This is a genomic window from Aeromonas sp. R4-2 (genome assembly GCF_040908295.1).
GTDB lineage: Bacteria > Pseudomonadota > Gammaproteobacteria > Enterobacterales > Aeromonadaceae > Aeromonas > Aeromonas veronii.
In genome coordinates this window covers 94,070-118,438 of record NZ_JBFODL010000024.1, presented here as the reverse complement: position 1 = coordinate 118,438, position 24,369 = coordinate 94,070, and the positions used below count along the sequence as shown (strand labels likewise).

Here is a 24,369-nt window from a genome sequence, read left to right as displayed (position 1 = left end):
TGCGGCGCGACCCTGCCAGGATTTAAAACGGTTAATGCGAGATGTGCGTGGCGGCATCAGCCAGTCACGCGGATCGACGCAAGAGGATAAAGCACAATGTCCAAACAGATTATGGTGCCGGATATCGGCGCCGATGAAGTTGAAGTCACCGAGATCATGGTGGCCGTGGGTGACAAGGTCGAGCTGGACCAGTCCATCATCGCGGTAGAAGGCGACAAGGCCTCCATGGAAGTTCCGGCCCCGTCCGCCGGTATCGTCAAAGAGATCCTGATCAAGGTGGGCGACAAGGTTGCCACCGGTTCCCAGATCATGATCTTCGAAGCCGAAGGCGCTGCCGCCCCTGCTGAAGTGGCTGCACCGGTTGCTGCTCCGGCCGCCGCACCTGCCGCTGCCGTGCGCAAAGATGTGCACGTGCCGGACATCGGTGATGACGAAGTGGACGTGACTGAAATCATGGTTGCCGTGGGCGACATGGTTGAAGCCGACCAATCCATCATCGCCGTGGAAGGTGACAAGGCCTCCATGGAAGTGCCGGCTCCGTTCGCAGGTCGCGTGGTCGAGATCAAGGTTGCCGCTGGCGCCAAGGTCTCTACCGGTTCTCTGGTGATGGTATTTGAAGTGGCTGGCGCTGCTCCTGCTGCCGTTGCTGCTCCGGCTCAAGCTGCCGCGCCCGTGGCTGCTGCCCCGGTTGCCGCCGCTGCCAAAGAGGTCAACGTACCGGATATCGGTGGCGACGAAGTGGAAGTCACCGAGATCATGGTTGCGGTGGGTGACAAGGTTGAAGCCGACCAGTCCCTGATCGCCGTGGAAGGTGACAAGGCCTCCATGGAAGTGCCTGCGCCGTTCGCCGGTGTGGTCAAAGAGATCAAGGTGAAGGCGGGTGACAAGGTCTCCACCGGTTCCCTGATCATGGTATTCGAAGTGGCTGGCGCTGCCCCTGCCGCCGCGCCGGTTGCTCAAGCTGCCGCTCCGGTCGCTGCAGCCCCTGTTGCCGCTGCTCCGGCTCCGGTTGCCCAGGCTGCTGCCGCTGCGACCGATTTTGTTGCCAACGACGCCTACGTGCACGCCTCTCCGGCGGTACGCCGTCTGGCGCGCGAGTTTGGCGTCAACCTGGCCAAGGTGAAAGCCTCCGGTCGCAAGGGCCGCATCGTCAAAGAAGACGTGCAAGCCTACGTGAAGGATGCCATCAAGCGTGCCGAGTCCGCTCCTGCCTCTGCCGGCGTAGCCGGTGGTAACGGTCTGGGCGTTCTGCCGTGGCCGAAAGTAGACTTCAGCAAGTTCGGTGATGTGGAAGAGGTCGAGCTGACCCGCATCCAGAAGATCTCCGGTCCGAACCTGCACCGCAACTGGGTCATGATCCCTCATGTCACCCAGTTCGACGAAGCCGATACCACCGAGCTGGAAGCGTTCCGCAAAGAGCAGAACGCGATGCTCGAGAAGCAGAAGGCCGACGTGAAGATCACCCCGCTGGTGTTCATCCTGAAAGCCGCTGCCAAGGCGCTGGAAGCCCACCCGCGCTTCTGCAGCTCCCTGTCCGAAGATGGCAGCAAGCTGATCATGAAGAAGTACATCCACATCGGTGTGGCGGTAGATACCCCCAACGGTCTGGTTGTGCCCGTGGTGCGCGATGTGAACAAGAAGGGCATCATGGAGCTGTCTCGCGATCTGGCCGAGATCTCCAAGAAGGCCCGTGCCGGCAAGCTGACCGCTGCCGACATGCAGGGCGGTTGCTTCACCATCTCCAGCCTGGGTGGCATCGGCGGTACCAGCTTTACCCCGATCGTCAACGCGCCGGAAGTGGCCATCCTGGGCGTATCCAAGTCCGAGATGAAGCCGAAGTGGAACGGCAAAGAGTTTGCGCCGCGCCTGATGCTGCCGCTGGCTCTGAGCTACGACCACCGCGTGATCGATGGTGCCGATGGGGCTCGCTTCATCACCACCATGAACGGCGTGCTGTCCGACATTCGTCGACTGGTCCTGTAAGTGAGAGGGCGGGCCCAGAGCCTGCCCTTTTTACTTCTCATTTCATTAACATGATCGTAAACTTGCCCCGTTTTTTTCACGGCTGCAGCCACCCGTTTCGGTATAAGACTGCGCTGTCCGGGGATATAAGAACGACAAAGAGGTCATGATGAGTAAAGAAATCAAAACCCAGGTCGTAGTACTGGGTGCTGGCCCTGCCGGTTATTCCGCTGCTTTCCGTGCAGCCGATCTGGGTCTGGATACTATTATCGTCGAGCGTTACTCCACCCTGGGTGGCGTCTGCCTGAACGTGGGCTGCATCCCCTCCAAGGCGCTGCTGCACGTTGCCAAAGTGATTGAAGAAGCCAAGGCGCTGGCCGAGCACGGCATCGTCTTCGGTGCACCGCAGACCGACATCGACAAGATCCGTCTGTGGAAAGAGAAGGTTATCAACCAGCTGACCGGCGGTCTGGCTGGCATGGCCAAGATGCGTAAAGTTCAGGTTGTTAACGGCTTGGGTAAATTTACCGGCCCGAACACCCTGGAAGTGGAAGGTGCCGACGGCAAGACTACCGTGACCTTCGACAACGCCATTATCGCGGCCGGTTCCCGTCCGGTGAAGCTGCCGTTCATCCCCCACGATGACCCGCGCGTATGGGACTCTACCGATGCGCTGGAGCTGAAAACCGTTCCCGGCAAACTGCTGGTTATCGGTGGCGGCATCATCGGTCTGGAGATGGGTACCGTTTACTCCTCTCTGGGTTCCGAGATCGACGTGGTGGAATTTGCCGACCAGCTGGTTCCGGCTGCCGACAAAGACATCGTCAAGATCTACACCAAGCGCGTCGCCAAGAAATTCAACATCATGCTGGAGACCAAGGTCACCGCAGTTGAAGCGCGCGAAGACGGTCTGTACGTCTCCTACGAAGGCAAGCACGCTCCGGCCGAGCCGGTTCGTTACGACAACGTGCTGGTTGCCGTAGGTCGTGTGCCGAACGGCAAGATGCTGGATGCCGAGAAGGCAGGCGTTGCCGTGACCGAGCGTGGTTTCATCGAGGTGGACAAGCAGCTGCGTACCAACGTGGCGCACATCCACGCCATCGGTGACATCGTTGGCCAGCCGATGCTGGCACACAAAGGTGTTCACGAAGGTCACGTTGCCGCCGAAGTGATCGCCGGCAAGAAGCACTACTTCGACCCGAAAGTGATCCCGTCCATCGCCTACACCGAGCCGGAGATGGCATGGGTTGGTCTGACCGAGAAGGAAGCCAAGCAACAGGGCCTGAACTTCGAAGTCGCCACCTTCCCGTGGGCTGCTTCCGGTCGCGCAATTGCGTCCGACTGCTCCGACGGTATGACCAAGCTGATCTTCGACAAGGAGAGCGGCCGCGTCATCGGTGGTGCCATTGTCGGTACCAACGGTGGTGAACTGCTGGGTGAAATCGGTCTGGCCATAGAGATGGGTGCCGACGCCGAAGACATCGCGCTGACCATCCACGCTCACCCGACTCTGCACGAGTCCGTGGGTCTGGCTGCCGAAGTGTTCGAAGGCTCCATCACCGACCTGCCGAACGCCAAGGCCAAGAAGAAAAAGTAATTTTCTTCCCCGCTTGTCTAAAAAGCCGCTCGAATGAGCGGCTTTTTGTTTTCTCCGTGCAGCCCCGACTTCGACAAAGCCCAATATGCTAAAGATAGGTTTTGGCACTGACGAGAGAGGCACGATGCTAGAAGCACCCATTCCACCCGATGAGGCATTGCGGTTGGAGACCTTGCGGCGGCTCTCTTTGCTGGATTCCGAGGCCGAGGAGCGGTTTGATCGGCTGACCCGCATGGCCCGACGGGTGTTCAATGTCCCCATCGCGCTGGTGAGTCTGGTGGATGAAGATCGCCAGTGGTTCAAATCCTGTATTGGACTGGAGGTCCGTGAGACCGCGCGGGACATTTCGTTCTGTGGCCACGCCATCATGGGCAATGAGACCTTTATCGTGCCGGATGCTTCGCAGGATCCCCGCTTTGCCGACAATCCGCTGGTGGTAGGCGGGCCCGGCATCCGCTTCTATGCCGGACAGCCACTGCGGATCGCCAACGGCTGCAAACTGGGGACACTCTGCATCATCGATACGGTGCCGCGGGAATTGAGTGAGGAGGATGTGGTGCTGCTCAAGGATCTGGCGGCGATGGTGGTGCGGGAGCTCGAAGCGGTGCAGCTGGCCACCATTGATGAGTTGACCCTGATCTCCAATCGGCGCGGGTTCGTGATGCTGGCGGAGAAGAGCCTCTCGCTGGCCAGTCGCTTGCAGATGCCGCTGGCGCTGCTCTATCTGGATCTCAATGGCTTCAAGGGGATCAACGATCGGTGGGGGCATGCAGAAGGGGATCGGGCTCTGATCGCCTTTGCCACTCTGCTCAAGCAGGCTTTTCGGGGCGCAGACGTGTTTGCCCGCATGGGCGGCGATGAGTTCGCCGTCCTGTTGCCCAATGTGCTAGAGGCGCAGGCACAACTGGCCTATGAGCGTTTCAATGCCATGTTGGCCGAGCACAATCAGCACAGTGGTTGCGGCTATGCGCTGACCTGCAGCACCGGGATTGTCTGCTATGACGGGCACGGCTGTGTCTCCCTGGCCGAGCTGCTCACCCGCGCGGATGAGCTGATGTATCAGCGCAAACGGGATGGCAAGGGCTGACTGCTATGCCGGATTAGCCGCCACCAAAACAACAGAGAGCGCCACGGCGCTCTCTGTTGTTGATGACTCAGGTCAAGGTCGGGGTCAGAGCCGGAAGTTGCCGACCAGCTTGTCCAGCTGACCGGAGAGCTGCTGCAGGCTGCGGCTGGACTCGGTCAGCTGGTGGGCGATATCGGCGGTCTCCATTGTGAGCTGGTTGATATCTTCCACGTTGCGGTTGATCTCGCCGACCACGCTCGACTGCTCCTCGGTGGCGGTGGCGACCTGGATATTCATGTCGTTGATCTGGGTGATGTGGGCGGTGATCTGGCCGAGGGCGGCGTTGGCCTCATCGGCCTGGCTCACCACCTCCAGACTCTGGTTGCGCCCCTGTGCCATGGCGCTGACCGCGCGGGCACTCTGCTCCTGCAAGCGGTTGATCATCCCCTGGATCTCGGCAGTCGAGGCGGCGGAGCGGTTGGCCAGATTGCGCACCTCATCTGCCACCACGGCGAAACCGCGACCCTGTTCACCGGCGCGAGCGGCCTCGATAGCGGCGTTCAATGCCAGCAGGTTGGTCTGCTCCGAGATGCTGCGGATGGTTTCGAGGATGCTACCGATGGAGTCGGTCTGGCTCGCCAACGACTCGATAACCCCTGCCACCTGCTCAATCTCGCCTGAGAGGTCGACGATGCCGTGGCGCGCCTGCGCCACCACTACCGCACCTGCATCGGCCTGATCGTTGGCCTGTCTGGCTACTTCGGCTGCCAGCGAAGCGTTACCGGCGATCTCGCTCACCGTGGCCCCCATTTCGTGGATGGCGGTGGCCACCTGCACGGTGCGGTCACGCTGGGCAGTACAGTTGTGCTGGGTCAGCTGCGCCTTGTTGGCCACCTCGTTGGCGGTGGCCGCGAGCTGGCGGGAGTTTTCCGCTACCTGCTCGATGGAGCCGTGGATCTTGGCGACGAAGTTGTTGAAACCGGTGGCGACCTGACTCAGCTCGTCACGTCCTTCCACTTTCAGGCGCTGGGTAAGATCCCCATCGCCGCTGCCCAGCTCCTTGAACAGGCGGGCCAGCTCGTTGAGCGGGCGGCTGACCGAGCCTGCCAGCAGCATCCCTATCAGCCCCATGGCGAGCGCAATCACCAGCGAGATCATCAGGATCTCGTTGCGGGTCTGATCCAGCTCGGCATAGATCTCGGCTTCTGGCACCTGGGCCACCAGATACCAGTCGAGCAGCGGGATATAGCTGCTGGCCAGTACCATGGGCTCGCCATTGACTTCGGCGTTGATGACGGCAAAGGGGCGTTTGGCCAGCAGGCTGCCGGTATCACCGCTGGCAATGTTGCCAAGTGTGTCACGCTCGATGCGATTAGCCTCGGGGTGCAGCTTCACCTTGCCGCTGCCATCGACCATAAAGACGATGCCGCTCTCTTCCAGCCGGAAGTTGGAGACCATGGTCACCATGGTGTCGAGGGATTTGGCAAAGCCGGCCAGCCCGCGCCCGTTGAGCTGCTGGAAGTTTACGAATAGCTTCACCTCGCCGTTGCTCTCGCGGAAGATGCTGAGGGTCATCTCCTTCTGGCTCTTGGTGTAGTCATAGAACCAGGCATCTTGTGTGGGGGTCAGGTTGCGCAGAAAGCCATCCTGGTTGTAGTAGGCAGCGGTCTGGCGATCGGCGAAGGAGGCGGTCACCAGACCATACTGGTTGGCCACATCCTTGAGCTGGTTGATGAGGATTGGCTCCTGCTCTTTGGGCATGCCCCGATCCACCCAGTCGAGGATAAAGCGGTCGGTGGCCAGTTGGCGGGCGGCCTGGGCGATGCCGTGGAGATCCTGTTCAATCTCCTTGCTGATCCGCTGGGTCAGGTTGGGGAGTTCCTGCTCGAACATCCGGTTTTCGATCAGTTGCTGGGCCGAGCGTTGACTGAAGTAGCCTACCAGCAGGCAGGAGACGACCACGGCCAGGGTGACCGTGGCCAGTATTTTCTGTTTAAGAGTGAGGGTTGCCAGCATAAAGGTGCTCAAAAGGTTGAGATTGACGACGCTCATATTAGCGGCAGCGCGGCGCTACCCATGAGGCTTGCAGCCCTTTATTTGCGGATTACGTTTGCGCTCACAGGGGCGGCGGCGTGTCCCTTCGCCATGCAGCACAGGCGGGATGCGGATTGACGGTTGCGCTAACTGCCGGGCCCCTTATAGTAGAGGCCATCCTTGGTGACTGACCCTCTGAATAATATGGAAAATATGATGCGCAGCTTAGGTGCGGGATGGACCCGTCTGCTTTTGGTGATGCTGGCGGCCTGCCCGCTGCTGGCTGTGGCGGCACAGGGAGATCGCCCGAAAATTGCGGTGGTGCTCAGCGGCGGCGGTGCCAAGGGGTCGGCCCATATCGGCATCCTCAAGGTGCTGGAGCAGAAACGGATTCCGGTCGACATCATAGTCGGTACCAGCATGGGCTCTTATGTGGCGGGGATGTATGCCATGGGGCTCAGTGCCGAAGAGGTGGAGCGCACCACCTTGGCCATCGACTGGAACAAGGGCTATCAGGACAAGGTGGGTCGCGACGAATTGTCGCTGCGCAAAAAGCAGCAGAACGAGCAGTATCAGCTGCGCACCGACATAGGGGTGAATGGTGACACCACCCAGTTGCCGGACGGTTTCTTCCAGGGCCAATCCATGGCCAGCCTGCTGCGGGGGGCCACCTCCAACCTGCCGGTGCAGGAGAGCTTCGATGATCTCCCCATTCCCTACCGCGCCATGGCGACTGACATGGAGACGGTCACCCCCTTTGTGCTGGATCACGGCAGCCTGGCCAAGGCGATGCAGGCCTCAATGTCCATTCCCGGCGCCCTCAAGCCGGTGGAGTGGGAGGGGCACATCCTGGCGGACGGCGGCAGCGTCAACAACATGCCGGTGGATGTCGCCAAGGCGATGGGGGCCGACGTGGTGATCGCGGTGGATATCGGTGCCAAGCTGCGTACCCGGGAGTCCCTCAAGTCAGGGTTGGCGATGATCGACCAGCTCACCACCTACATGACCCAGGTGGGTACCGACAAGCAGAAGGCGCTGATGGGACCGAAGGATATTCTGATCGCCCCCGAGTTTGGCGATATGGGGATCGCCGACTTTGCCCGCATGCCGGAGGGGATCAAGATCGGTGAGGCGGCGGCTGACAAGGTGTCGCTGCAACTCGATAAGCTGTCGCTCACCAAGGCGCAGTACCACGCCTATCGCAACCAGAAGCTGAGCCGCCGTGCCGAGCGTAGCGGTCAGCCCGCCTACTTCATCGACAAGGTGGAGATCATCAACAAGTCGCGCCTCTCCGACGAGACGGTGCGCGCCATGCTGAAAGTGCGGCCGGACAAGGTACAGACCAATGAGAGTCTGGAAGCGGGCATTCGCCGCCTCTATGCCCTTGAGTCGTTCGATCGCATCACCTACGAGGTGGAGGAGCGTGATGGTGAGAACGTGCTGCTGGTGGATGCCAGCGAGAAGAACTGGGGGCCGGGCTACCTCAACTTCCAGTTCGGTTTCACCGATGACTTCGAGAACACCTCCAACTACAACGTCGGCATGTCCTACACCCTCACCAACGTCAACGAGTGGGGGGCCGAGTGGTTGACCGAGGCATCACTGGGCACGGCCAAACATATCAAGACCGACTTCTATACCCCGCTCGAACCCTCCCAGACCTTCTATGGTGAGGCGAGTCTGGCCTATGACCAGACCCTGCGCCGCCTGTTTTTCCCCAATCCGGATCCCGAGGCGGTTTCGATAAGCTATCTCGACTCCGAATACTCCTTCTTCAGCGGTGATCTGGCGGTGGGCTGGAACCGCCAGCCCTGGAGCCGCCTGTCTATGGGGCTGGAAGGGCAGACGGGTAGTATCGAGATCAAAAACTTCAAAGAGCTGCAAGGGGATGCCACGGCGTGGGGCCCCTATGTCCGCTTTGAACACGACAATCTGGATAGCCGCTATTTCCCCTATCAGGGGGTGAAGTGGGATATGAAACTGGGCCACTCCCACGTCAGTGTGGATGGACTCGAGTCGGCAGATGGTCGCAGTGAAGGCTGGAATTATCAGCTCTCGATGATCAAGCCCTGGTCATGGGACAGGCACAGCCTCAACCTGATCCTCGAAGGGGGTGGCTCGGGCAGTGAAGAGGTGGTGCCGCTGCATATTCAGGATCTGGGCGGGCTGTTCCGCCTCTCCGGTTTCCAGCGCTACCAGCTGAGCGGTCGCTACAGCCTGTTTGGTGGCCTGCGCTACATCTATCGGGTGGCGGACAATGACTTTGGTGCCCTCAAGATGCCTCTCTATCTGGGTGGCTCTCTGGAGCAGGGCGGGGTCTGGAACAAGGGTGAGGATATCAGTCTGGAGAGCTCGTTTACCGCCGGTTCGGTTTATGTCGGGGTGGAGAGCTTCCTCGGCCCTGTGTTCCTCGGCTACGGCATGGCGGAGGGGGGCAATGACGTCTTCTATCTGCAATTGGGCAGTACGTTCGAATAATGCCTAAATGATGCCAATTTGTTAACTTTAGTTGAGGGCGTTCAATTAATTTTCAAAAAATACCAGTCTGTTTAATTGGTTACGATTTTGTGGTGAATAAGTAAACAGGGTTTGGATTTTAATTAGTCGTTAAAACTTATATAGTGGGGAGCACCCTACGGGGTGTCCCGCAAGGACGATCGCCGCGAGCGTGGGCGAACCCCAAAAAAAGACCAAAGAGGAATTAGTCGTGCTTGAAACATACCGTAAACACGTCGCAGAACGTGCCGCCGAGGGCGTGGTTGCCAAACCTCTGGATGCAGAGCAGGTCGCCGCCTTGGTTGAGCTGCTCAAGAACCCGCCCGCTGGCGAAGAAGACTTTCTGAAAGAGCTGTTGTCCTCCCGTATTCCCCCCGGTGTTGATGAAGCGGCCTATGTCAAAGCCGGTTTCCTCACCGCCGTCGCCAAGGGCGAAGCCCACTCTCCCATCCTGACTGCCGCCGAAGCTGTCGAGCTGCTGGGCACCATGCAGGGTGGTTACAACATTCAGCCGCTGATCGACCTGCTGGATCACGCCACCCTGGCGCCGCTTGCCGCCAAGGGGCTCTCCCATACCCTGCTGATGTTTGACTCCTTCCACGACGTGGAAGAGAAGGCCAAGGCGGGCAATGTCCACGCCAAACAGGTGATGCAATCCTGGGCTGATGCCGAGTGGTTCCTCTCCCGCTCGGAGCTGGCCGATAAGATCACCGTCACCGTGTTCAAGGTGACCGGCGAAACCAACACCGACGACCTCTCTCCGGCACCGGACGCCTGGTCCCGCCCGGACATTCCGCTGCACGCGCTGGCGATGCTGAAAAACGCCCGTCCCGGCATTACCCCCGACAAGGATGGCGCCGTCGGCCCCATCAAGACCATCGATGCCCTGAAAGAGAAAGGCTTCCCGCTGGCCTATGTGGGTGACGTGGTCGGTACCGGCTCTTCCCGTAAATCCGCCACCAACTCGGTGCTCTGGTTTATGGGCGACGACATTCCGTTCGTGCCGAACAAGCGCGCTGGCGGTGTCTGTCTGGGTGGCAAGATTGCCCCGATCTTCTTCAACACCATGGAAGATGCCGGCGCACTGCCTATCGAAGTGGACGTCTCCAAGCTGGAAATGGGCGATGTGATCGACATCTACCCCTATGCCGGCAAGATCTGCAAACACGGCACCGAACAGGTGCTGGCGCAGTTTGAACTGAAAACCGACGTGCTGATCGACGAAGTGCGCGCCGGTGGCCGTATCCCGCTGATCATCGGCCGCGGCCTCACTGACAAGGCCCGCGAAGCGCTGGGTCTGCCGTTCTCCACCGTATTCCGTCGCCCGCAGCCGGTGGCCGATACCGGTAAAGGCTTCACCCTGGCCCAGAAGATGGTGGGCAAGGCGTGCGGCGTGAAGGGCATTCGCCCGGGCACTTACTGCGAGCCCAAGATGACCACGGTCGGCTCTCAGGACACCACGGGCCCGATGACCCGCGACGAGCTCAAAGATCTGGCCTGCCTCGGCTTCTCTGCCGACCTGACCATGCAGTCCTTCTGCCACACCGCGGCCTATCCGAAGCCCATCGACGTACAGACCCACCACACCCTGCCGGACTTCATCATGAACCGCGGCGGTGTGAGCTTGCGTCCGGGTGACGGGGTCATCCACTCCTGGCTGAACCGCATGCTGCTGCCGGATACCGTGGGTACCGGTGGTGACTCCCACACCCGTTTCCCCATCGGCATCTCCTTCCCGGCGGGCTCCGGTCTGGTGGCCTTCGCCGCCGCCACCGGCGTGATGCCGCTGGACATGCCGGAGTCCGTGCTGGTGCGCTTCAAGGGCGAGCTGCAACCGGGCATCACTTTGCGTGATCTGGTCCATGCCATCCCCTACGCCGCCATCCAGAAAGGGCTGCTGACCGTCGAGAAAGCGGGCAAGAAGAACATCTTCTCCGGCCGTATCCTCGAGATCGAAGGCCTGCCGACCCTGAAAGTGGAACAAGCCTTCGAACTGGCTGACGCCAGCGCCGAGCGTTCCGCTGCCGGTTGCACCATCAAGTTGGATAAAGAGCCGATCATCGAGTACCTGAAGTCCAACATCGTGATGCTGAAATGGATGCTCTCCGAAGGTTACGGTGACCCGCGCACCATCACCCGTCGCATCAAGGGGATGGAAGAGTGGCTGGCCAACCCGACCCTGATGGAAGCGGACAAGGATGCCGAGTATGCCGAGATCATCGAGATCGATCTGGCCACCATCAAGGAGCCGATCCTGTGTGCGCCGAACGATCCGGACGATGCCCGTCTGCTGAGCGACGTGGCTGGCGACAAGATCGACGAAGTGTTCATCGGTTCCTGCATGACCAACATCGGTCACTTCCGTGCAGCCGGCAAACTGCTCGAGAAGTATCAGGGCGAGCTGCCTACCCGCATGTGGATTGCGCCGCCCACCAAGATGGACAAGGATCAGCTGACCGAAGAGGGCTACTACGGCATCTTCGGCCGGGTCGGTGCCCGCATCGAGATCCCGGGCTGCTCTCTGTGCATGGGCAACCAGGCGCGGGTAGCGGAAGGGGCCTCGGTGGTCTCCACCTCCACCCGTAACTTCCCAAACCGTCTGGGTAAAGGTGCCAACGTCTATCTGGCCTCTGCGGAGCTGGCAGCCGTTGCCGCCATCCTCGGCAAGATCCCGACCGTGGCGGAGTACCTGCAATACGCCAAGGCGCTGGATGCCACTGCGGCAGACACTTACCGCTACCTCAACTTCAACGAGATCGCCTCCTACACCAAGAAGGCTGATGCGGTGATCCTGCAGCAAGCCGTTTAACGGAGTTCTTGCGCGATTTGCGCGATAAGAAGCCAATAATGCCGCGTATTTACGCGGCATTATTTATTTGTGTGTTATTCACCGTCTTTTTTGAAGATTGTTTGCACGATCCTTGCTAGAGAGATCCAACCACCTGTTTGGTGGTTCGTTTTATAAACGCTTTGGGTTATGTTGTTCGGTTATGTGCGGTAATGATGAGGCATCGTTATCGAGGGAAAGTGGATATCTGTTCACTGGGTGCTTGCGTTGGCAGGCCTGACGAATTGCGGCGTGGTTCTTTATGTTTCTGTTCAGGATCGATCTCTCCCGAACCGGGTTACGCTTCGGCGGTGCCTTGCTGGTCTTTACCCTGCCGCTGCTGGTGGGAGCTTGGCTCATCCACAGCAATTATGTGCAGGAGCTGAAAGCGGAATCCAGTGCTTCGGCCCACAAGGCCAGAACCCTGATGGAGTCGATGCTGGATCATGCGGAGCAGGCCAATCGCTCTGTGCTGCCTCTGGTGAATGCTCCCTGTCGCGACAACCTGCTGGTGCTGCGCAAGAAGGTCGCCATCGAGCCCTTCCTGCGTTCGGTCAATCTGGTGCGAAACGGCATCATCAATTGCACTTCGCTGTTTGGTGAGGCCAATGATGCCGATGACGGCTCCATCTACACCGGCCGCAAGCTGCTGCTGATGAGTGGCAACCGGGTGCGGCAAAATCACCCGCTGCTGGTGGTGCGCACCGAGCAGGGAAAGGATGCCGCCTTGAGCGCCATCGACAGTACCCAGCTTAGCTTCATGCTCTCCATGAGCGGAAAATCCAGTGCGCTCTATCTGCAGGTGGGATCGGCCTGGCTCAATGAGTCTGGCCGCTATCTGAGCGAGGCGCCCACCCTCCATCGCGGGATCAGCCAGGCCCTCACCTCATCCCATTATCCTTTCACCATCCATGCCGGTTATGCCATGCCGGTCTACTGGAAGTCGCTGTGGGCCGCGCGGCATGTGGCGTTGTCGTGGCTGGCGGTTTCCTCGCTTTTGCTGGCCTGGCTGGTGTGGTGGGTGCTGGGGCGTCCCGGCTCGCCAACAGATGAGTTGCGACGTGCCCTGCGGGCCAGGGAGTTTGTACCTTATCTGCAGCCGCTGATTGCCAGCCACGATGGCAAGATGATGGGCGCCGAGGTGCTGATGCGCTGGGAACATGTCAATGAAGGGGTGATCCGGCCCGATCTCTTTATCCCGCAAGCGGAGGAGTCGGGACTGATCGTTCCCATGACCACCCATATCATGAAGCAGGTGGCGACAAGGTTGAACCGCTCTCAGGAGCAGTTGCCCGATGGGTTTCATATCAGCTTCAACATCAGCGCCGCTCATTGCCACGATTTTGCCCTGCTGGCCGAGTGTCGCGCCTTTCTCGGTCACTTCCTCCCCGGCAAGGTGGTACTGGTGCTGGAGCTGACCGAGCGGGAGCTGCTGATGTCCGATCCCCAGACTCTCTCCCTGTTCCGCCAGCTGGACGAGATGGGGGTCAAACTCGCCATCGACGACTTTGGCACCGGCCACTCCAGCCTGGCTTACCTGCAGCAGTTTCATGTGGATTACCTCAAGATCGACAAATCCTTTATCGCCCGCATCGGTACCGAGTCGCTCTCGGAACATATCGTGGATAACGTGATCGATCTGGCGACCCGGCTCGGTCTGGCGCTGGTGGCGGAAGGGGTGGAGAGCGAGCGTCAGGCTGACTACCTCAGGGCCAAAGGGGTCGATTATCTGCAGGGATACCTGTTTGCCCGCCCCATGCCGCTGCGCCAGTTCTGCGAGGAGCTGCTGCCGGAAGAGGCACAAACCCGCCAGCCAGATGGGGTGCGAGGCATCCCGAATGCGACCTGATTTATCGGTGACAGACGGGCGGACAAGCTCCCGTCTGGCAGGGTAGGGGAGTGCTCTCTCCCTATCCCCCCTCGAGTGCAGGGGCTTGTTTTCCATGCCTTGTGGCTCGCTTTTCGGTAGAATCGGCGCTCATTTTGACGTCAGTAAAAGATGAGGCGCGGTATGACGGTTCAGTTCCAGGCATTTCACAGCATCAAGGCGATCGGTAATCGGGAGGTGCTGTTCAACTGGTCGAGAACCAATCCCCTCGGGGCGCTGGATCAGGTGTGGCGCCCGAAAACCCGCGACGAGTTGCAGGCGCTGCTGCGGGAACACCCCGAGCGCAAGCTGCGCCTTATCGGCTCCGGCCTATCCTTCGAACCCATCCACAGCGTCTATGCCGAGGGCAGTCAGGCACTGCTGGTGGACTTGCACCACCTGCGCGGCCAGCTGGCGAAAACGGCCGATACCGTGACCTATCAGGCGGGTACGCCCCTCGATACCGTTTATGCCGAGCTGATCGCCATGGAGCGGATGCTGCCCGCATCCCCGGGCGTTATCGGCATCCAGACTCTGGGCGGCGCCCTCAGCACCGGCACCCACGGTCAGGGGCTGCACCAGTCTGCCCTGTGCGATGCGGTGGAGGCGATGACGGTGATGCTGGCCAATGGCGACATCATCCGGGTGGATCGCACCGATCCGCGCTTCGGTGCCTTCGTGATGGGGATGGGGATGCTCGGCATCCTGCTCGACGTCACCCTGCGCACCGTACCGAACCGCATTATGCGCTGCACCAAGTTCACCACCGACTACCCCTTCCTGCTGGAGCACAACGAACGGCTCAACCGCGAGCACGGCTTTGTGAAGAGCTGGTGGTTTGCCTGGACCGGTGAGAGCCACATCTGGCTGGTGGATCCCGCCTCTGATGAGGAGGTTGCCCGCTATCGCGCCGGTGGCAGCGAGCCGCTGCTGCTGGATGGCGATATCGACGCCCGCATGAACGCTGCTCTTAATGCCACTATCGACGCCACCATGCAGAAGATGGCCAAAGACACCAAGGATGAGGCGCTGGCTGGCGAGCACTTCGAGACGGTGCGTCGTTTCAAGGATGCCTCCGATCTGGTGGGCAACGTCTACCAGATCCTCTGCAAGGGGATCCCGGCCCCCCAGATCAACTGCGAGGTGGCGGTACCGCTGCATCGGATGAACGAGGCACTGGAGACCCTGCAAGCGTGGCAGCAGGCCAACCCCGGCGTGCTGCACTACCCCTTTATTCTGCGCTGCACCGGCCCCTCTGAGGCCTGGCTCAGCGCCGCTTATGGCCAGTCGGTCTGCTGGATCGGTTTTCTGGTCTATCTGGCGTCGGACGGCACCTTCGTCAACGGCTCCATGGAGCAGATGCGCGAGCTGCAGCAACTGCTGGCGCCGCTTGGCGGCATTCCCCACTTCGGCAAGCATCTGGCGATGGATCTCTACGACTTCCCGGCCCTGCTGCCGCGCTGGAACGACTTCGTAGCGTTAAAAGCCGAGCTCGACCCCCACGGCCGCTTTGAAAACCGCTGGCTCAGCGATCTGTTTGCCAACCGGTAAGGACCTGACATGACCGATATGCAAGATACCCGTATCCCAGTGACCCTGCTGACCGGCTTTCTCGGCAGCGGCAAGACAACTCTGCTCAACCACTGGGTCAAGCAGCCGGAGCTTGGCGAGTGCGCCGTGCTGATCAACGAGTTCGGCTCGGTGGGGCTGGATCACCATCTGGTGCAACAGGTGGATGAGCAGGTGATGCTGCTCGACTCTGGCTGCATCTGCTGCTCGGTGCAGGGCTCTTTGGTGGAGGCGCTGCAGGGGCTGTTTATGAAGGCCATCCAGCGCAAGATCAAACCGTTCAAGCGGCTGATTATCGAGACCACTGGTCTGGCAGATCCGGCCCCCGTGCTATTTACCCTGCGCGAAGAGGGCTTTATCGCCCAGCGCTACCGCTTCGATGGCACTGTCACCGTGGTGGATGCCGGCCATATCGAGCAGCAGCTGGCGGCTCAATATGAAGCGGTGAAACAGGTGGCGCTGGCGGATCTGCTGGTGGTGAGCAAGGGGGATCTGGTGGAGGACGAACAGCTGGCGCGGGTCGAAGCCCAGCTGGCTGCACTCAACCCGGCGGCCCCGATCCAGCAGGTGACCAATGGCGAACTGTCGCCAGCAGTGCTGGAGAAGCTCGGCGCCTACAACGAAGCGGCGGGGCGCGATGTGCGCCAGCTGCTTGCCTGGCTGCGCACCGAATCCCCCAAGCAGGGGCTGGCGTCACCGATGCAGCCGAAGATGCAACCGTTCGCCGCCAAGGTGGGCACAGCTGCGCCCACCCACTTCGAGCACGGCAACATCGAGAGTTTCTCTTTGCGTATCGGCGAGCCGCTCAAGCCCTCTCGTCTGCTGGCCGCCATCGATGCGGTGCAGGCGCAGTATGGCGATGCCCTGCTGCGTCTCAAGGGGATTTTGCAGCTGGAAGGGGAGAGCCAGCCGGTGGTGATCCACGGCGTCCACGGCCAGCTCTATCCGCTGCAGGCGCTGGGCGACTGGCCGGAGGGCAAGGCTCAGTCCCGACTGGTGTTTATCGTGAAAAGTCAGGACAAGGCCGGTATCGAGCATCTCTTTATGGCGACCCTCAAGGCCCCCGAGCCCACTCTGGAAGAGCGGCTCAAAGCCATGCTGGGTCAGCCCGACAACTGATCTTGCGCGTTGCAGCTCTCCTGTACCGGGTCAGGACGGCGGCGGTTGAACAACACAAACGCCACCGGCACAAAGTAGAACGAGAGCAGGGTCGCCAGCGCTGTGCCACCGGCGATGGCGATGGCAAAGGGGGGCCAGAAGCCGCCGCCCCCCAGCAATAGCGGGATGAAGCCGCCCACCGTGGTAATGGTGGTCGAGACGATGTGGCGGCTGCAACCGGCCACCAGATCGCGGATCTGCGGCAGATTGCCCTGTTGTGCCAGCGGGTCTGCCTTCAGCTCGGCCAGAATGACGATGGCGGCGTTGATGGCCAGCCCCATCAGTCCCAGCAGGGCGATGATCACCGTAAACCCGAAGGGGTACCCCAGCAGCCAGACCCACAGCAGCCCGAGCCCAGCCGACTGGATCGCCACCAGGGTGACGATGCCTGCCAGCCGGAACGAGTTGAAGCTGAGCACCAGCACGGCCACCAGCAGCACGGCGACCAGGCTGACGTGAGCCATCAGATTACCCACCGATTCATCCCGCTTGGCGGCTTCCCCGCCAAACTCCAGTCGATAGCCCGGCGGCAACGCCAGCGCCTTGGCGGCCAGCCGCTCTTTGACCTGCTCCAGCACGGTTTGCGGCAGTACGCCGACCGCCAGATAGGCCTCCAGCACATTGACCCGCTCACCATCCCGACGGCTGATCTCCCCCCAGCTTGGCAGCAGTTCGGGAGTGGCCAGCGCCCGCAAGGTGAGATTGGCAGCCCCTTGCTGGCCGGTGCCGGTGAGCGACAGCGGCACATTGAGCAGCGCATCCGGATCCTGACGCAAGGGCTCGGCCAGTCGCACCCGTACCGGGATTGACTCGGTGCCTTCCAGCACAGTGCCGCCCAACCTGCCATCCAGTGCGCCAGCCAGCCGGGAGGCAACATCGGTCAGGCTCATGCCTGCCAGTCGGGCGGCCTCCTCATCGACCTGCAACCAGAGTTTGGGGGCCCCGGCCTGCAAGGTGGCGCGGGTCTGCACCACGGCCGGGGTATTGGCGAGCAGACTGCGAAGCTCCTCTCCCAGACGGTGCAGTTGTTCAAGGTCGGGGCCAAACAGCCGCAGCTCGACCGGGGCATTGAAAGGCGGCCCCTGTTCCAGCTTGCGCACCAGGATCTGCGCTTCGGGAAATTTTGCATCGAGCCGCTGCTGAAGTTGTGGAATGAGCCGCTCGGCGGCATCGGCATCCTGCAGGGTGATCATCCCCTGGGCGTAATCGGCCCGCCCCTGTTTTCTGGGCACCAGGTTGTAGTAGAAGCTGGGGGCGTTGTCGCCCACCACCCAATCCTGGCGAACCAGCTCGGGGAGACTGGCCAGCTCGGCAGAGATCCCCAGTGCCAGCTCGCGGGTGCGCGCCAGGCTCGCCTGTGGGGAGAGGCTGGCCTCGATGTGGATCATGTCCCGGTCGGCAGGGGGAAAAAACTGTTCGGTGAGGCGGCCCGCCACCCAAAAACCGAGCAGGGGCAGCAGACTGACCAGCAGCAGGGTGCGCCAGGGATGAGCCAGCGCCATGGCGATGCTCTGCTGGAAATGGGCGCTCACCCGGGGCAGGTGCAAGCCATCCTGATACCAGCGTCCCCCCTGGTCACTGCCAATCCAGCGGGCTGCGAGGCCAGCCACCAGGGTGTGGGCGATGAGGTAGGATCCCAGCAGCGAACAGATCACCGCCCAGGCGATGCCGCCGACAAACTCGCCCGCCGGGCCCGGCATCAGAATGATCGGCATAAAGGCGAGCATGGTGGTGAGGGTGGAGCCCAGCAGTGGCAGCCAGAGGTGGCCGATGGCTTCCAGTGCGGCGGCACTCATGGCCATGCCGTGGCGGCGCTGATACTGCACCCGATCCGCCATGACGATGGCGTTGTCCACCATGATCCCGAGCGCCACCACCAGACCGGTGACCGACATCTGGTGAATGGGCAGATTGATCAGGTTCATGCAGGCGAATGAGAACGCCACGGTAAGCGGCAGCGACAGGGCCACGATAATGGCGGCCTTGACCCCCAAGGTCACCAGCAGCACCGCCACTATGATGAGGAAGCCCTGCACAATGTTGATGAGCAGGGTGTCGAGCCGCTGATCGGTATAACGCTGCTGATCGAAGCTGGTGACGAGGCCGATATTATCCGGCAAGTCCTGTTGCAGCTGGGCCAGCATGGTATCGACCCGTGCCGACCAGAGGTCGATGCGGTGATCCTGTGCCATGCGCAGGCCGACCACCACGGCCCGCTCACCATTGGCAAAGGCCAGCTGGCTCTCCGGCTGGTGCAGGGTACGTCTTACCTCGGCCAGATCGCCAAGGCGCAGGGTCTGGCCCTGCTCGCCGGTGCGCAGCGGGATCTGGCGGATCCGCTCCAGGGTATCGAGGGCACCGCGGATCTCTACCTGAAAGCGATTGTGGCTGCCCTGCAACTCCCCAGCGGCCACTTTGGCATCGGCACCACTCAGCGCCTGGGCAAGCTGTTCGCCACTCATGCCGCTGGCACTGAGGGCGAGGGGATCGAATCGCACCTCGATCTCCTCCTGCGGTGCCCCGACCCGCTCGACGTATTCGGTGCCCGGCAACTGGCGAGCCCGGCGTTCCAGCTCGGCGCTGTAGCGGGCGAGGCGATCCAGTTGTGGCTGGCCCGGCCCGCGCCAGACCACATTGACCAGCCGGGTGAAGGGGTAGCCCTTCTCGTCATCCAGCTTGGGGGCACTGGCGCCGGCTGGCAGTCCGGCGGCAAGATCTGCCAGCCGATCACGGACTCTGGACCAGACGGGCTCGACATCGCTGACCTCATCCTTGAGCTCCAGATTGATGATGGAGAGGCCGGGGCGAGAGCTCGACTCGATCAGCTTGATCTCGCTCTGGGCCCGCAGCCGGTTCTCGATGGGCTCGCTCACCAGCGCTTCCACCCGTTCGGCGCTGGCCCCGGGGAAGTGGGTAACCACGCTGGCAAAACGGCTGGTGAGCTGGGGATCTTCGGTTCTGGGCAGGATCTGCAATGCCGCAAGGGCGGCCGTCAGCAGCAGCGCGACCGTCAACAGCAGCAGGCGGCCATTCTCGATAAACGGGCGGATCATGACTGTGGCTCCGGATGGCCTGCCTGATGATCCATGCTGGTTGTCAGGGTGACCTGCTGGCCCGGCACCAGTTTATGCAGGCCATCGGTCACCAGCTGTTCTTGTCCATTCAGGGCTCCACTGATCCAGGCTCGTTCGCCATCTTGCTGCAGCAGGGTGACGTCCCGACTGACCACCCGGGGTGGTGTTTCATCGTTGAGCAGATAGAGGGTCCAGCTGCCGCGCAATCCCTGGGTCAGCGCGGTGAGCGGCACTTCGTAGGCGCGGGTAGGCTCGCGGGTCTGATGCAGCAGGGTGATCAGTTGCCCCTCTGCCAGTTGTTCGCCGCCCCTGGTCAGCTGGAAGCGGGCGGTGCGGGTGTGGGTCTGCCCGTCCACTTGTACTCCCAGATTAAGCAGGCGCCCCTCCAGTGATTGCGCACCGCTTTGCAAGGGGTAGTGTTGGTCGACGATCAGGGTCTCGGCCTGTTTCACCGGCACGCCGATATCGGCCTCCCACTGGCCGCTGCGGGTCAGGGAGAAGAGAGGCTGGCCTGCGGCCACCACAGCCCCCAATGCCTGCTCGCGGCTGACTACGATTCCGTTGAAGGGCGCGCGCAGCTGTGATTTCTCCTGTTTGACCCGGTTGGCTTCGAGGGCGGCGGCCAGCTGGTTGGCGCTTGCCTCCAGCATGCGGACTTTGCCTTGCTGTTCATCCAGCGCCTGACGGGAGCTGAACTGCTGCTGGCGCAAGGCGGTGAGCCGGTCGAGCGTCTGCCGGGCAAGGGTCAGCTCGGCCTCGTTCTGGGCGGCCCGGGCGGCCAGCTCTTTGGCTTCCACTGCCAGCAGCCGGGTATCCAGTGTGGCCAGCAGTTCGCCAGCCGCGACCGGCTCTCCGCGTCCCTTGTGCAGGGTGGCGATCCGCCCTGCCAGCTCGAAACCTATCTGGCTGTGCTCAGGGGCGATCACCCGGCCATTGAAGCGGTGCAGCACCGGGTAGTGATCGCTGGCTTGCAGCGGCTGGGCGATCACCCGGGTCAGGGCGGGTGTTTCTTCTGACTCTGTGACCGGGCTGCAGCCACTCAGTAACAGCGCCAGCAGGATTAAGCAAAGTGTCATGACATCATCCTCTGGTTGACATAACATCAAATCACACCGGTGAGTCTAGTTTTTCGAAACTAGACTGTCCAGTTTGATTGTGGAGGAAAAATGAACATTTCACCCCGTAGTCAGCAGAAGCGGGCTGCGATCCTCGATGCTGCCGGGCGGCTCTTCTGTCAGCACGGTCTGCATCTGGTCAGCATGGACATGGTGGCCAGTGAAGCGGGCGTCTCCAAGCAGACGGTCTACAGCCATTTTGCCAACAAGGAGTCGCTGTTTGCCGAAGCGGTGGGCAGCAAGTGCGTCAGCAGTGAGCTGATGCCGGAGGTATTGTTGCGTGGCAACAATGTGCGGGAGAGTCTGATTGCCTTTGGTCGCAGCTTTCGCAAGTTGATCCTGAGCGATGATGCCATCAATATCTTTCGCACCTGCATCAGCTGCAACGATGCCCAGCTGGCCACCCTTTTTTTCGAGGCGGGCCCGCTCTATGTGACCAATATGCTGTCCAACTGGCTGGAGCAGCAGAAGCAGCAAGGCCTGCTGTGCCATCAAGACAGCGAACAGGCCGCCTTGCAGCTGTTGCTGATGTGGCAGGGCAAGGAGCGCATGCTCCGTGAGCTGGGTCTGCCGTTGCCCCAGAGCGCTGCCGAGCAGGATGCCTGGACCCTGAGTTGTGTCGATCTCTTCCTGACCGCCGCCGCTCCCCCGCAAAAATAATGGAGGTGGCAATGAGCCACACAGTGACAGATGCCCAGCGCAAGTGGCTGCCCCTGCTGGCGGCGGTCGGTTTCTTTATGCAGGCGCTGGATGGCACCATTCTCAACACCGCCCTGCCCAGTATGGCCGAGACCTTGGGAGAGAGCCCGCTGCAGATGCAGTCGGTGATCATTGCCTATATGTTGACGGTGGCGTTGCTGATCCCTGCCTCTGGCTGGCTGGCAGACAGATTCGGCACCCGCCGCATCTATCTGACCGCCATCTCGCTCTTCACGCTCGGCTCGCTCGCCTGTGCCGCCTCCAATTCGCTCTCCATGCTGGTGGCCGCCCGGGTGTTGCAGGGGATTGGCGGTGCGCTGCTGATGCCGGTGGGACGGTTGGCGGTGCTGCGGGTCTATGACAAGCACGAGCTGCTGCGGGTGATGTCGTTTGTCACCATTCCGGGGCTGCTCGGCCCGCTGATGGGGCCGGCGCTCGGTGGCTGGCTGGTCGAGGTGGCGAGCTGGCACTGGGTATTTCTCATCAACCTGCCGGTGGGGCTGCTCGGCTTTATCGCCAGCTGGCACTTTATGCCGGAGCTGCGGCAGCAGACCGCCCGGTTCGACTGGCAGGGCTTTGTGATGTTCAGCGTCGGCATGGTGCTGGTGTCGGTCGGCTTGCAGGGACTGGGGGAGCACAGCATCTCCACCGGTTGGGCGCTGTTTGCACTGATCTTCGGCTTGGCGGCGATGGCGAGCTACTGGCTCTATGCCGCCAATGCACCGCAGCCGCTCTTTAGCCTGAGCCTGTTCAAGACCGCCACCTTTGCCATCGGCATCTGGGGCAACCTGTTTGCCCGCCTTGGCAGCGGCGCCATGCCTTTCCTCACCCCGCTGTTTCTGCAACTGGGGCTCGGCTTCTCCCCGAGCAAGGCGGGGATGACCATGATCCCCACCGTGATTGGCGCCATGCTGACCAAGACGCTGGTGAACAAGCTTATTCCGAAGGTGGGCTATCGCCGCATCCTGATCGGCAACACCCTGCTACTGGGGGCGATGATCGCCAGCTTCTATTTCATCGACAACCAGCTCCCCTACGGGGTCTTGCTGGGCTGGCTGGCGATCTTCGGCGCCATCAACTCGCTGCAGTTCTCCGCCATGAACACTCTCACGCTGCAAGATCTCAGCCCGACCCTGGCCAGCAGTGGCAACGGTCTGCTCTCGGTAGTGATGCAACTCTCCATGAGTTTGGGGGTGGCGATTGCCGCCAGCCTGCTTGGGCTCTTCTCGGCGGGCACCTTAGTGGCCGAGGGTCAGTGGCTGGCAGGGTTCCATCTTACCTACCTCTGTGTCGGGTTGCTCTCCATGCTGGCGGCGCTGATCTTCGCCCAGCTGGCGCGCGATGGGGCTACGCCGTCGGCGAGGGCAGATAGCTGACCTCGCAGGGGAGCTGCGCCAGCACTTCGGCCAGATGCTCGGTCGCCAGCAGAAAGGTCTGCTCCGGGTGGCCCGGAGTCCAGGTGAAGGCGGTGTGGTTGAGCAGTTGCGGATCCACCAGTAGCGGAATATCGGCGCGGGGCAGGAAGGGGCAGACCGCCCCCGGCAGGCAGCCGATCTCCGCCTGCATCTCTTCGGCGGTGCAGATGGAGGGTTTGGTGCCGAGCGCGGCCTTGACCGCCTTGTTGTCGAGCCGCCCGTCCCTGTGGGTCAGCAGCAGGGCGAAGCGGCCATCCTTGAACTTGAGAAACAGGGTCTTGCTGAACTCAGCCTGCCAGCCGAGGCGGGCCTTGACCTTTTCATCGGTGGCGTAGTCGAGGATGGGTTCATGCTCATAGCGCTGGTGGGGCAGTTCGGCCAGCAGCTGGCAGTTAAAGTGGTGAATGGTATCGAGTGGCATGGGGTTCTCCTGTAGTGGGCGCTATCCTGCCAGCCTCGCAGGGTCAGGCCCAATGACACTTTCTTATCCGTGATAAGCAACCCTGTCCGTGAAAACAACAAGGGCGCCGTGAGGCGCCCTTGCGGATCAGTGATGCTGCAATTCGCACGCTTCCCAGTGAAAGGGAATGGGGCACAGCTGCTGGGAGGCCTTGTCATAGGCTTGCCACAGCTCGCCCATGGTGCGGCCATCGACGGGGTGGCGCAGTTTGGGGGCCAGCTCGGCCAGCGGCCACAGCACGAAGGCGTTGGTGAGCACTTCACCGCGCGGCAGCACCAGCGGGGTGTCGCAGACCAGATCGCCATAGAGCAGCAGGTCGAGATCCAGGGTGCGCGGGGCGAACTTCTTGGCATCCGGCTCGCGGCCGTGGGCGAACTCCATGGCCCGCAGTCGCTGGCAGACGGTGGTCAGCGGCAGATTGGTCTCGGCAGCCGCCACCAGGTTGTAGAAGGGGCGGCCGTTGAAGCCGACCGCCTCGCTCTCGAATACCCGGGAGACCCGCAGCTCGCCAAATTCGGCGTGCAGGGCATCGAGCCCGGCGCGAATATGGCGATCCCGCTCGATGTTGGAGCCGAGGCTGATATAGATGGTGGTCATCAGTTGCTGCTCGCGGCCGGGGTGCGATGGCGCAGGATCTCGACGCCGACCCCGGCGGCATTGGGCACGGCGCCCGGCTTGGTGAGGGTCACCTTGACCCACTGTACCCGCTCGTCGGTCAGCACCAGCATGGCGACCTGCTCGGCCATGGTCTCGACCAGCTCGACCACCTTGCCGCTGACATGCTCGCAAATCTTGTTGGAGAGGTCGGCATAATCCAGTGCCAGATTGATGTCGTCGGTTGCTGCCGCGGGGCGGTTGTCGAACCCCATCTCGAGGTCAAAACGGAGCTTTTGGCGAATGCCCTTCTCCCACTCATATACACCTATGGTGGTCAAAACTTCGAGTCCGCGAATAAACACCTTGTCCATGACTGTACTTCTTCTTTACTCTTGATGGGCTGTGATGACAGCGCAGGGATGCTGGCCGGGCA

At 61.5% G+C, this 24,369-nt stretch carries 16 protein-coding genes; 10 read left to right on the top strand and 6 right to left on the bottom strand.

Going from position 1 to position 24,369, the window contains the following annotated elements; translation table 11 throughout:
* Positions 1-96 precede the first annotated feature (96 nt).
* The 3 genes from aceF (at position 97) to AB5Y99_RS18705 (ending at position 4,646) form a co-directional block, all read left to right on the top strand.
* Positions 97-1,983, top strand: coding sequence for a pyruvate dehydrogenase complex dihydrolipoyllysine-residue acetyltransferase (aceF, locus tag AB5Y99_RS18715; RefSeq protein WP_213387592.1), 1,887 nt, complete (start codon positions 97-99; stop codon positions 1,981-1,983).
* A 148-nt stretch (positions 1,984-2,131) separates the two neighbouring features.
* The gene (gene lpdA / locus AB5Y99_RS18710) at positions 2,132-3,559 is read left to right on the top strand and encodes a dihydrolipoyl dehydrogenase (protein WP_005336123.1); all 1,428 of its coding nucleotides are present in this window, start codon (positions 2,132-2,134) and stop codon (positions 3,557-3,559) included.
* A gap of 124 nt (positions 3,560-3,683) precedes the next feature.
* A complete protein-coding gene (locus AB5Y99_RS18705) occupies positions 3,684-4,646 on the top strand; it encodes a sensor domain-containing diguanylate cyclase (protein WP_058057552.1) in 963 nt (320 codons plus the stop codon).
* An 84-nt stretch (positions 4,647-4,730) separates the two neighbouring features.
* On the opposite strand, the gene AB5Y99_RS18700 is transcribed toward AB5Y99_RS18705, so the two are convergent.
* Positions 4,731-6,641 (bottom strand): methyl-accepting chemotaxis protein, encoded by a 1,911-nt coding sequence (locus AB5Y99_RS18700; RefSeq protein ID WP_100654743.1) that lies wholly within the window; start codon positions 6,639-6,641, stop codon positions 4,731-4,733.
* A gap of 234 nt (positions 6,642-6,875) precedes the next feature.
* Between AB5Y99_RS18700 and AB5Y99_RS18695 the strand changes: the two genes are divergently transcribed.
* From AB5Y99_RS18695 to AB5Y99_RS18675, 5 genes are all read left to right on the top strand, one after another.
* Entirely contained in the window at positions 6,876-9,137 is a 2,262-nt protein-coding gene (locus AB5Y99_RS18695; protein WP_368210605.1) for a patatin-like phospholipase family protein, read from the top strand.
* 229 nt (positions 9,138-9,366) lie between these two features.
* A complete protein-coding gene (acnB, locus tag AB5Y99_RS18690) occupies positions 9,367-11,964 on the top strand; it encodes a bifunctional aconitate hydratase 2/2-methylisocitrate dehydratase (protein WP_368210484.1) in 2,598 nt (865 codons plus the stop codon).
* Between the two features lie 280 nt (positions 11,965-12,244).
* Positions 12,245-13,831: an EAL domain-containing protein gene (locus AB5Y99_RS18685; protein ID WP_005355079.1), complete on the top strand. Its 1,587-nt coding sequence runs from the start codon at positions 12,245-12,247 to the stop codon at positions 13,829-13,831.
* Positions 13,832-13,993: 162 nt separating this feature from the next.
* Entirely contained in the window at positions 13,994-15,400 is a 1,407-nt protein-coding gene (locus AB5Y99_RS18680; RefSeq protein ID WP_317114168.1) for a D-arabinono-1,4-lactone oxidase, read from the top strand.
* A gap of 9 nt (positions 15,401-15,409) precedes the next feature.
* Complete coding sequence (locus tag AB5Y99_RS18675; RefSeq protein ID WP_317114167.1) at positions 15,410-16,537, top strand: GTP-binding protein; 1,128 nt, start codon at positions 15,410-15,412, stop codon at positions 16,535-16,537.
* Here the strand turns inward: AB5Y99_RS18675 and AB5Y99_RS18670 are convergent.
* Both AB5Y99_RS18670 and AB5Y99_RS18665 read right to left on the bottom strand, forming a co-directional pair.
* Complete coding sequence (locus tag AB5Y99_RS18670; protein WP_368210480.1) at positions 16,522-19,629, bottom strand: efflux RND transporter permease subunit; 3,108 nt, start codon at positions 19,627-19,629, stop codon at positions 16,522-16,524. The two genes, AB5Y99_RS18675 and AB5Y99_RS18670, sit on opposite strands and share 16 nt — an antisense overlap.
* Positions 19,626-20,726: an efflux RND transporter periplasmic adaptor subunit gene (locus AB5Y99_RS18665; protein WP_335841155.1), complete on the bottom strand. Its 1,101-nt coding sequence runs from the start codon at positions 20,724-20,726 to the stop codon at positions 19,626-19,628. Before AB5Y99_RS18665 ends, AB5Y99_RS18670 begins: the two co-directional genes overlap by 4 nt.
* 90 nt (positions 20,727-20,816) lie before the next feature.
* Here AB5Y99_RS18665 and AB5Y99_RS18660 point away from each other — a divergent pair, with 90 nt between their 5' ends.
* Positions 20,817-21,425, top strand: coding sequence for a TetR/AcrR family transcriptional regulator (locus tag AB5Y99_RS18660; protein WP_368210477.1), 609 nt, complete (start codon positions 20,817-20,819; stop codon positions 21,423-21,425).
* A gap of 11 nt (positions 21,426-21,436) precedes the next feature.
* On the top strand, positions 21,437-22,840 hold the full coding sequence (mdtD, locus tag AB5Y99_RS18655) for a multidrug transporter subunit MdtD (protein ID WP_368210475.1): 1,404 nt from the start codon (positions 21,437-21,439) through the stop codon (positions 22,838-22,840).
* On the opposite strand, the gene AB5Y99_RS18650 is transcribed toward mdtD, so the two are convergent.
* The 3 genes from AB5Y99_RS18650 to folB form a co-directional block, all read right to left on the bottom strand.
* Positions 22,812-23,300, bottom strand: coding sequence for a YbaK/EbsC family protein (locus AB5Y99_RS18650; RefSeq protein WP_368210474.1), 489 nt, complete (start codon positions 23,298-23,300; stop codon positions 22,812-22,814). The two genes, mdtD and AB5Y99_RS18650, sit on opposite strands and share 29 nt — an antisense overlap.
* Positions 23,301-23,426: 126 nt before the next feature.
* Positions 23,427-23,936, bottom strand: coding sequence for a 2-amino-4-hydroxy-6-hydroxymethyldihydropteridine diphosphokinase (gene folK, locus AB5Y99_RS18645; RefSeq protein WP_201907863.1), 510 nt, complete (start codon positions 23,934-23,936; stop codon positions 23,427-23,429).
* Positions 23,936-24,307, bottom strand: a complete 372-nt coding sequence (folB, locus tag AB5Y99_RS18640) for a dihydroneopterin aldolase (RefSeq protein ID WP_040068960.1) — start codon at positions 24,305-24,307, stop codon at positions 23,936-23,938. Before folB ends, folK begins: the two co-directional genes overlap by 1 nt.
* Positions 24,308-24,369 lie beyond the last annotated feature (62 nt).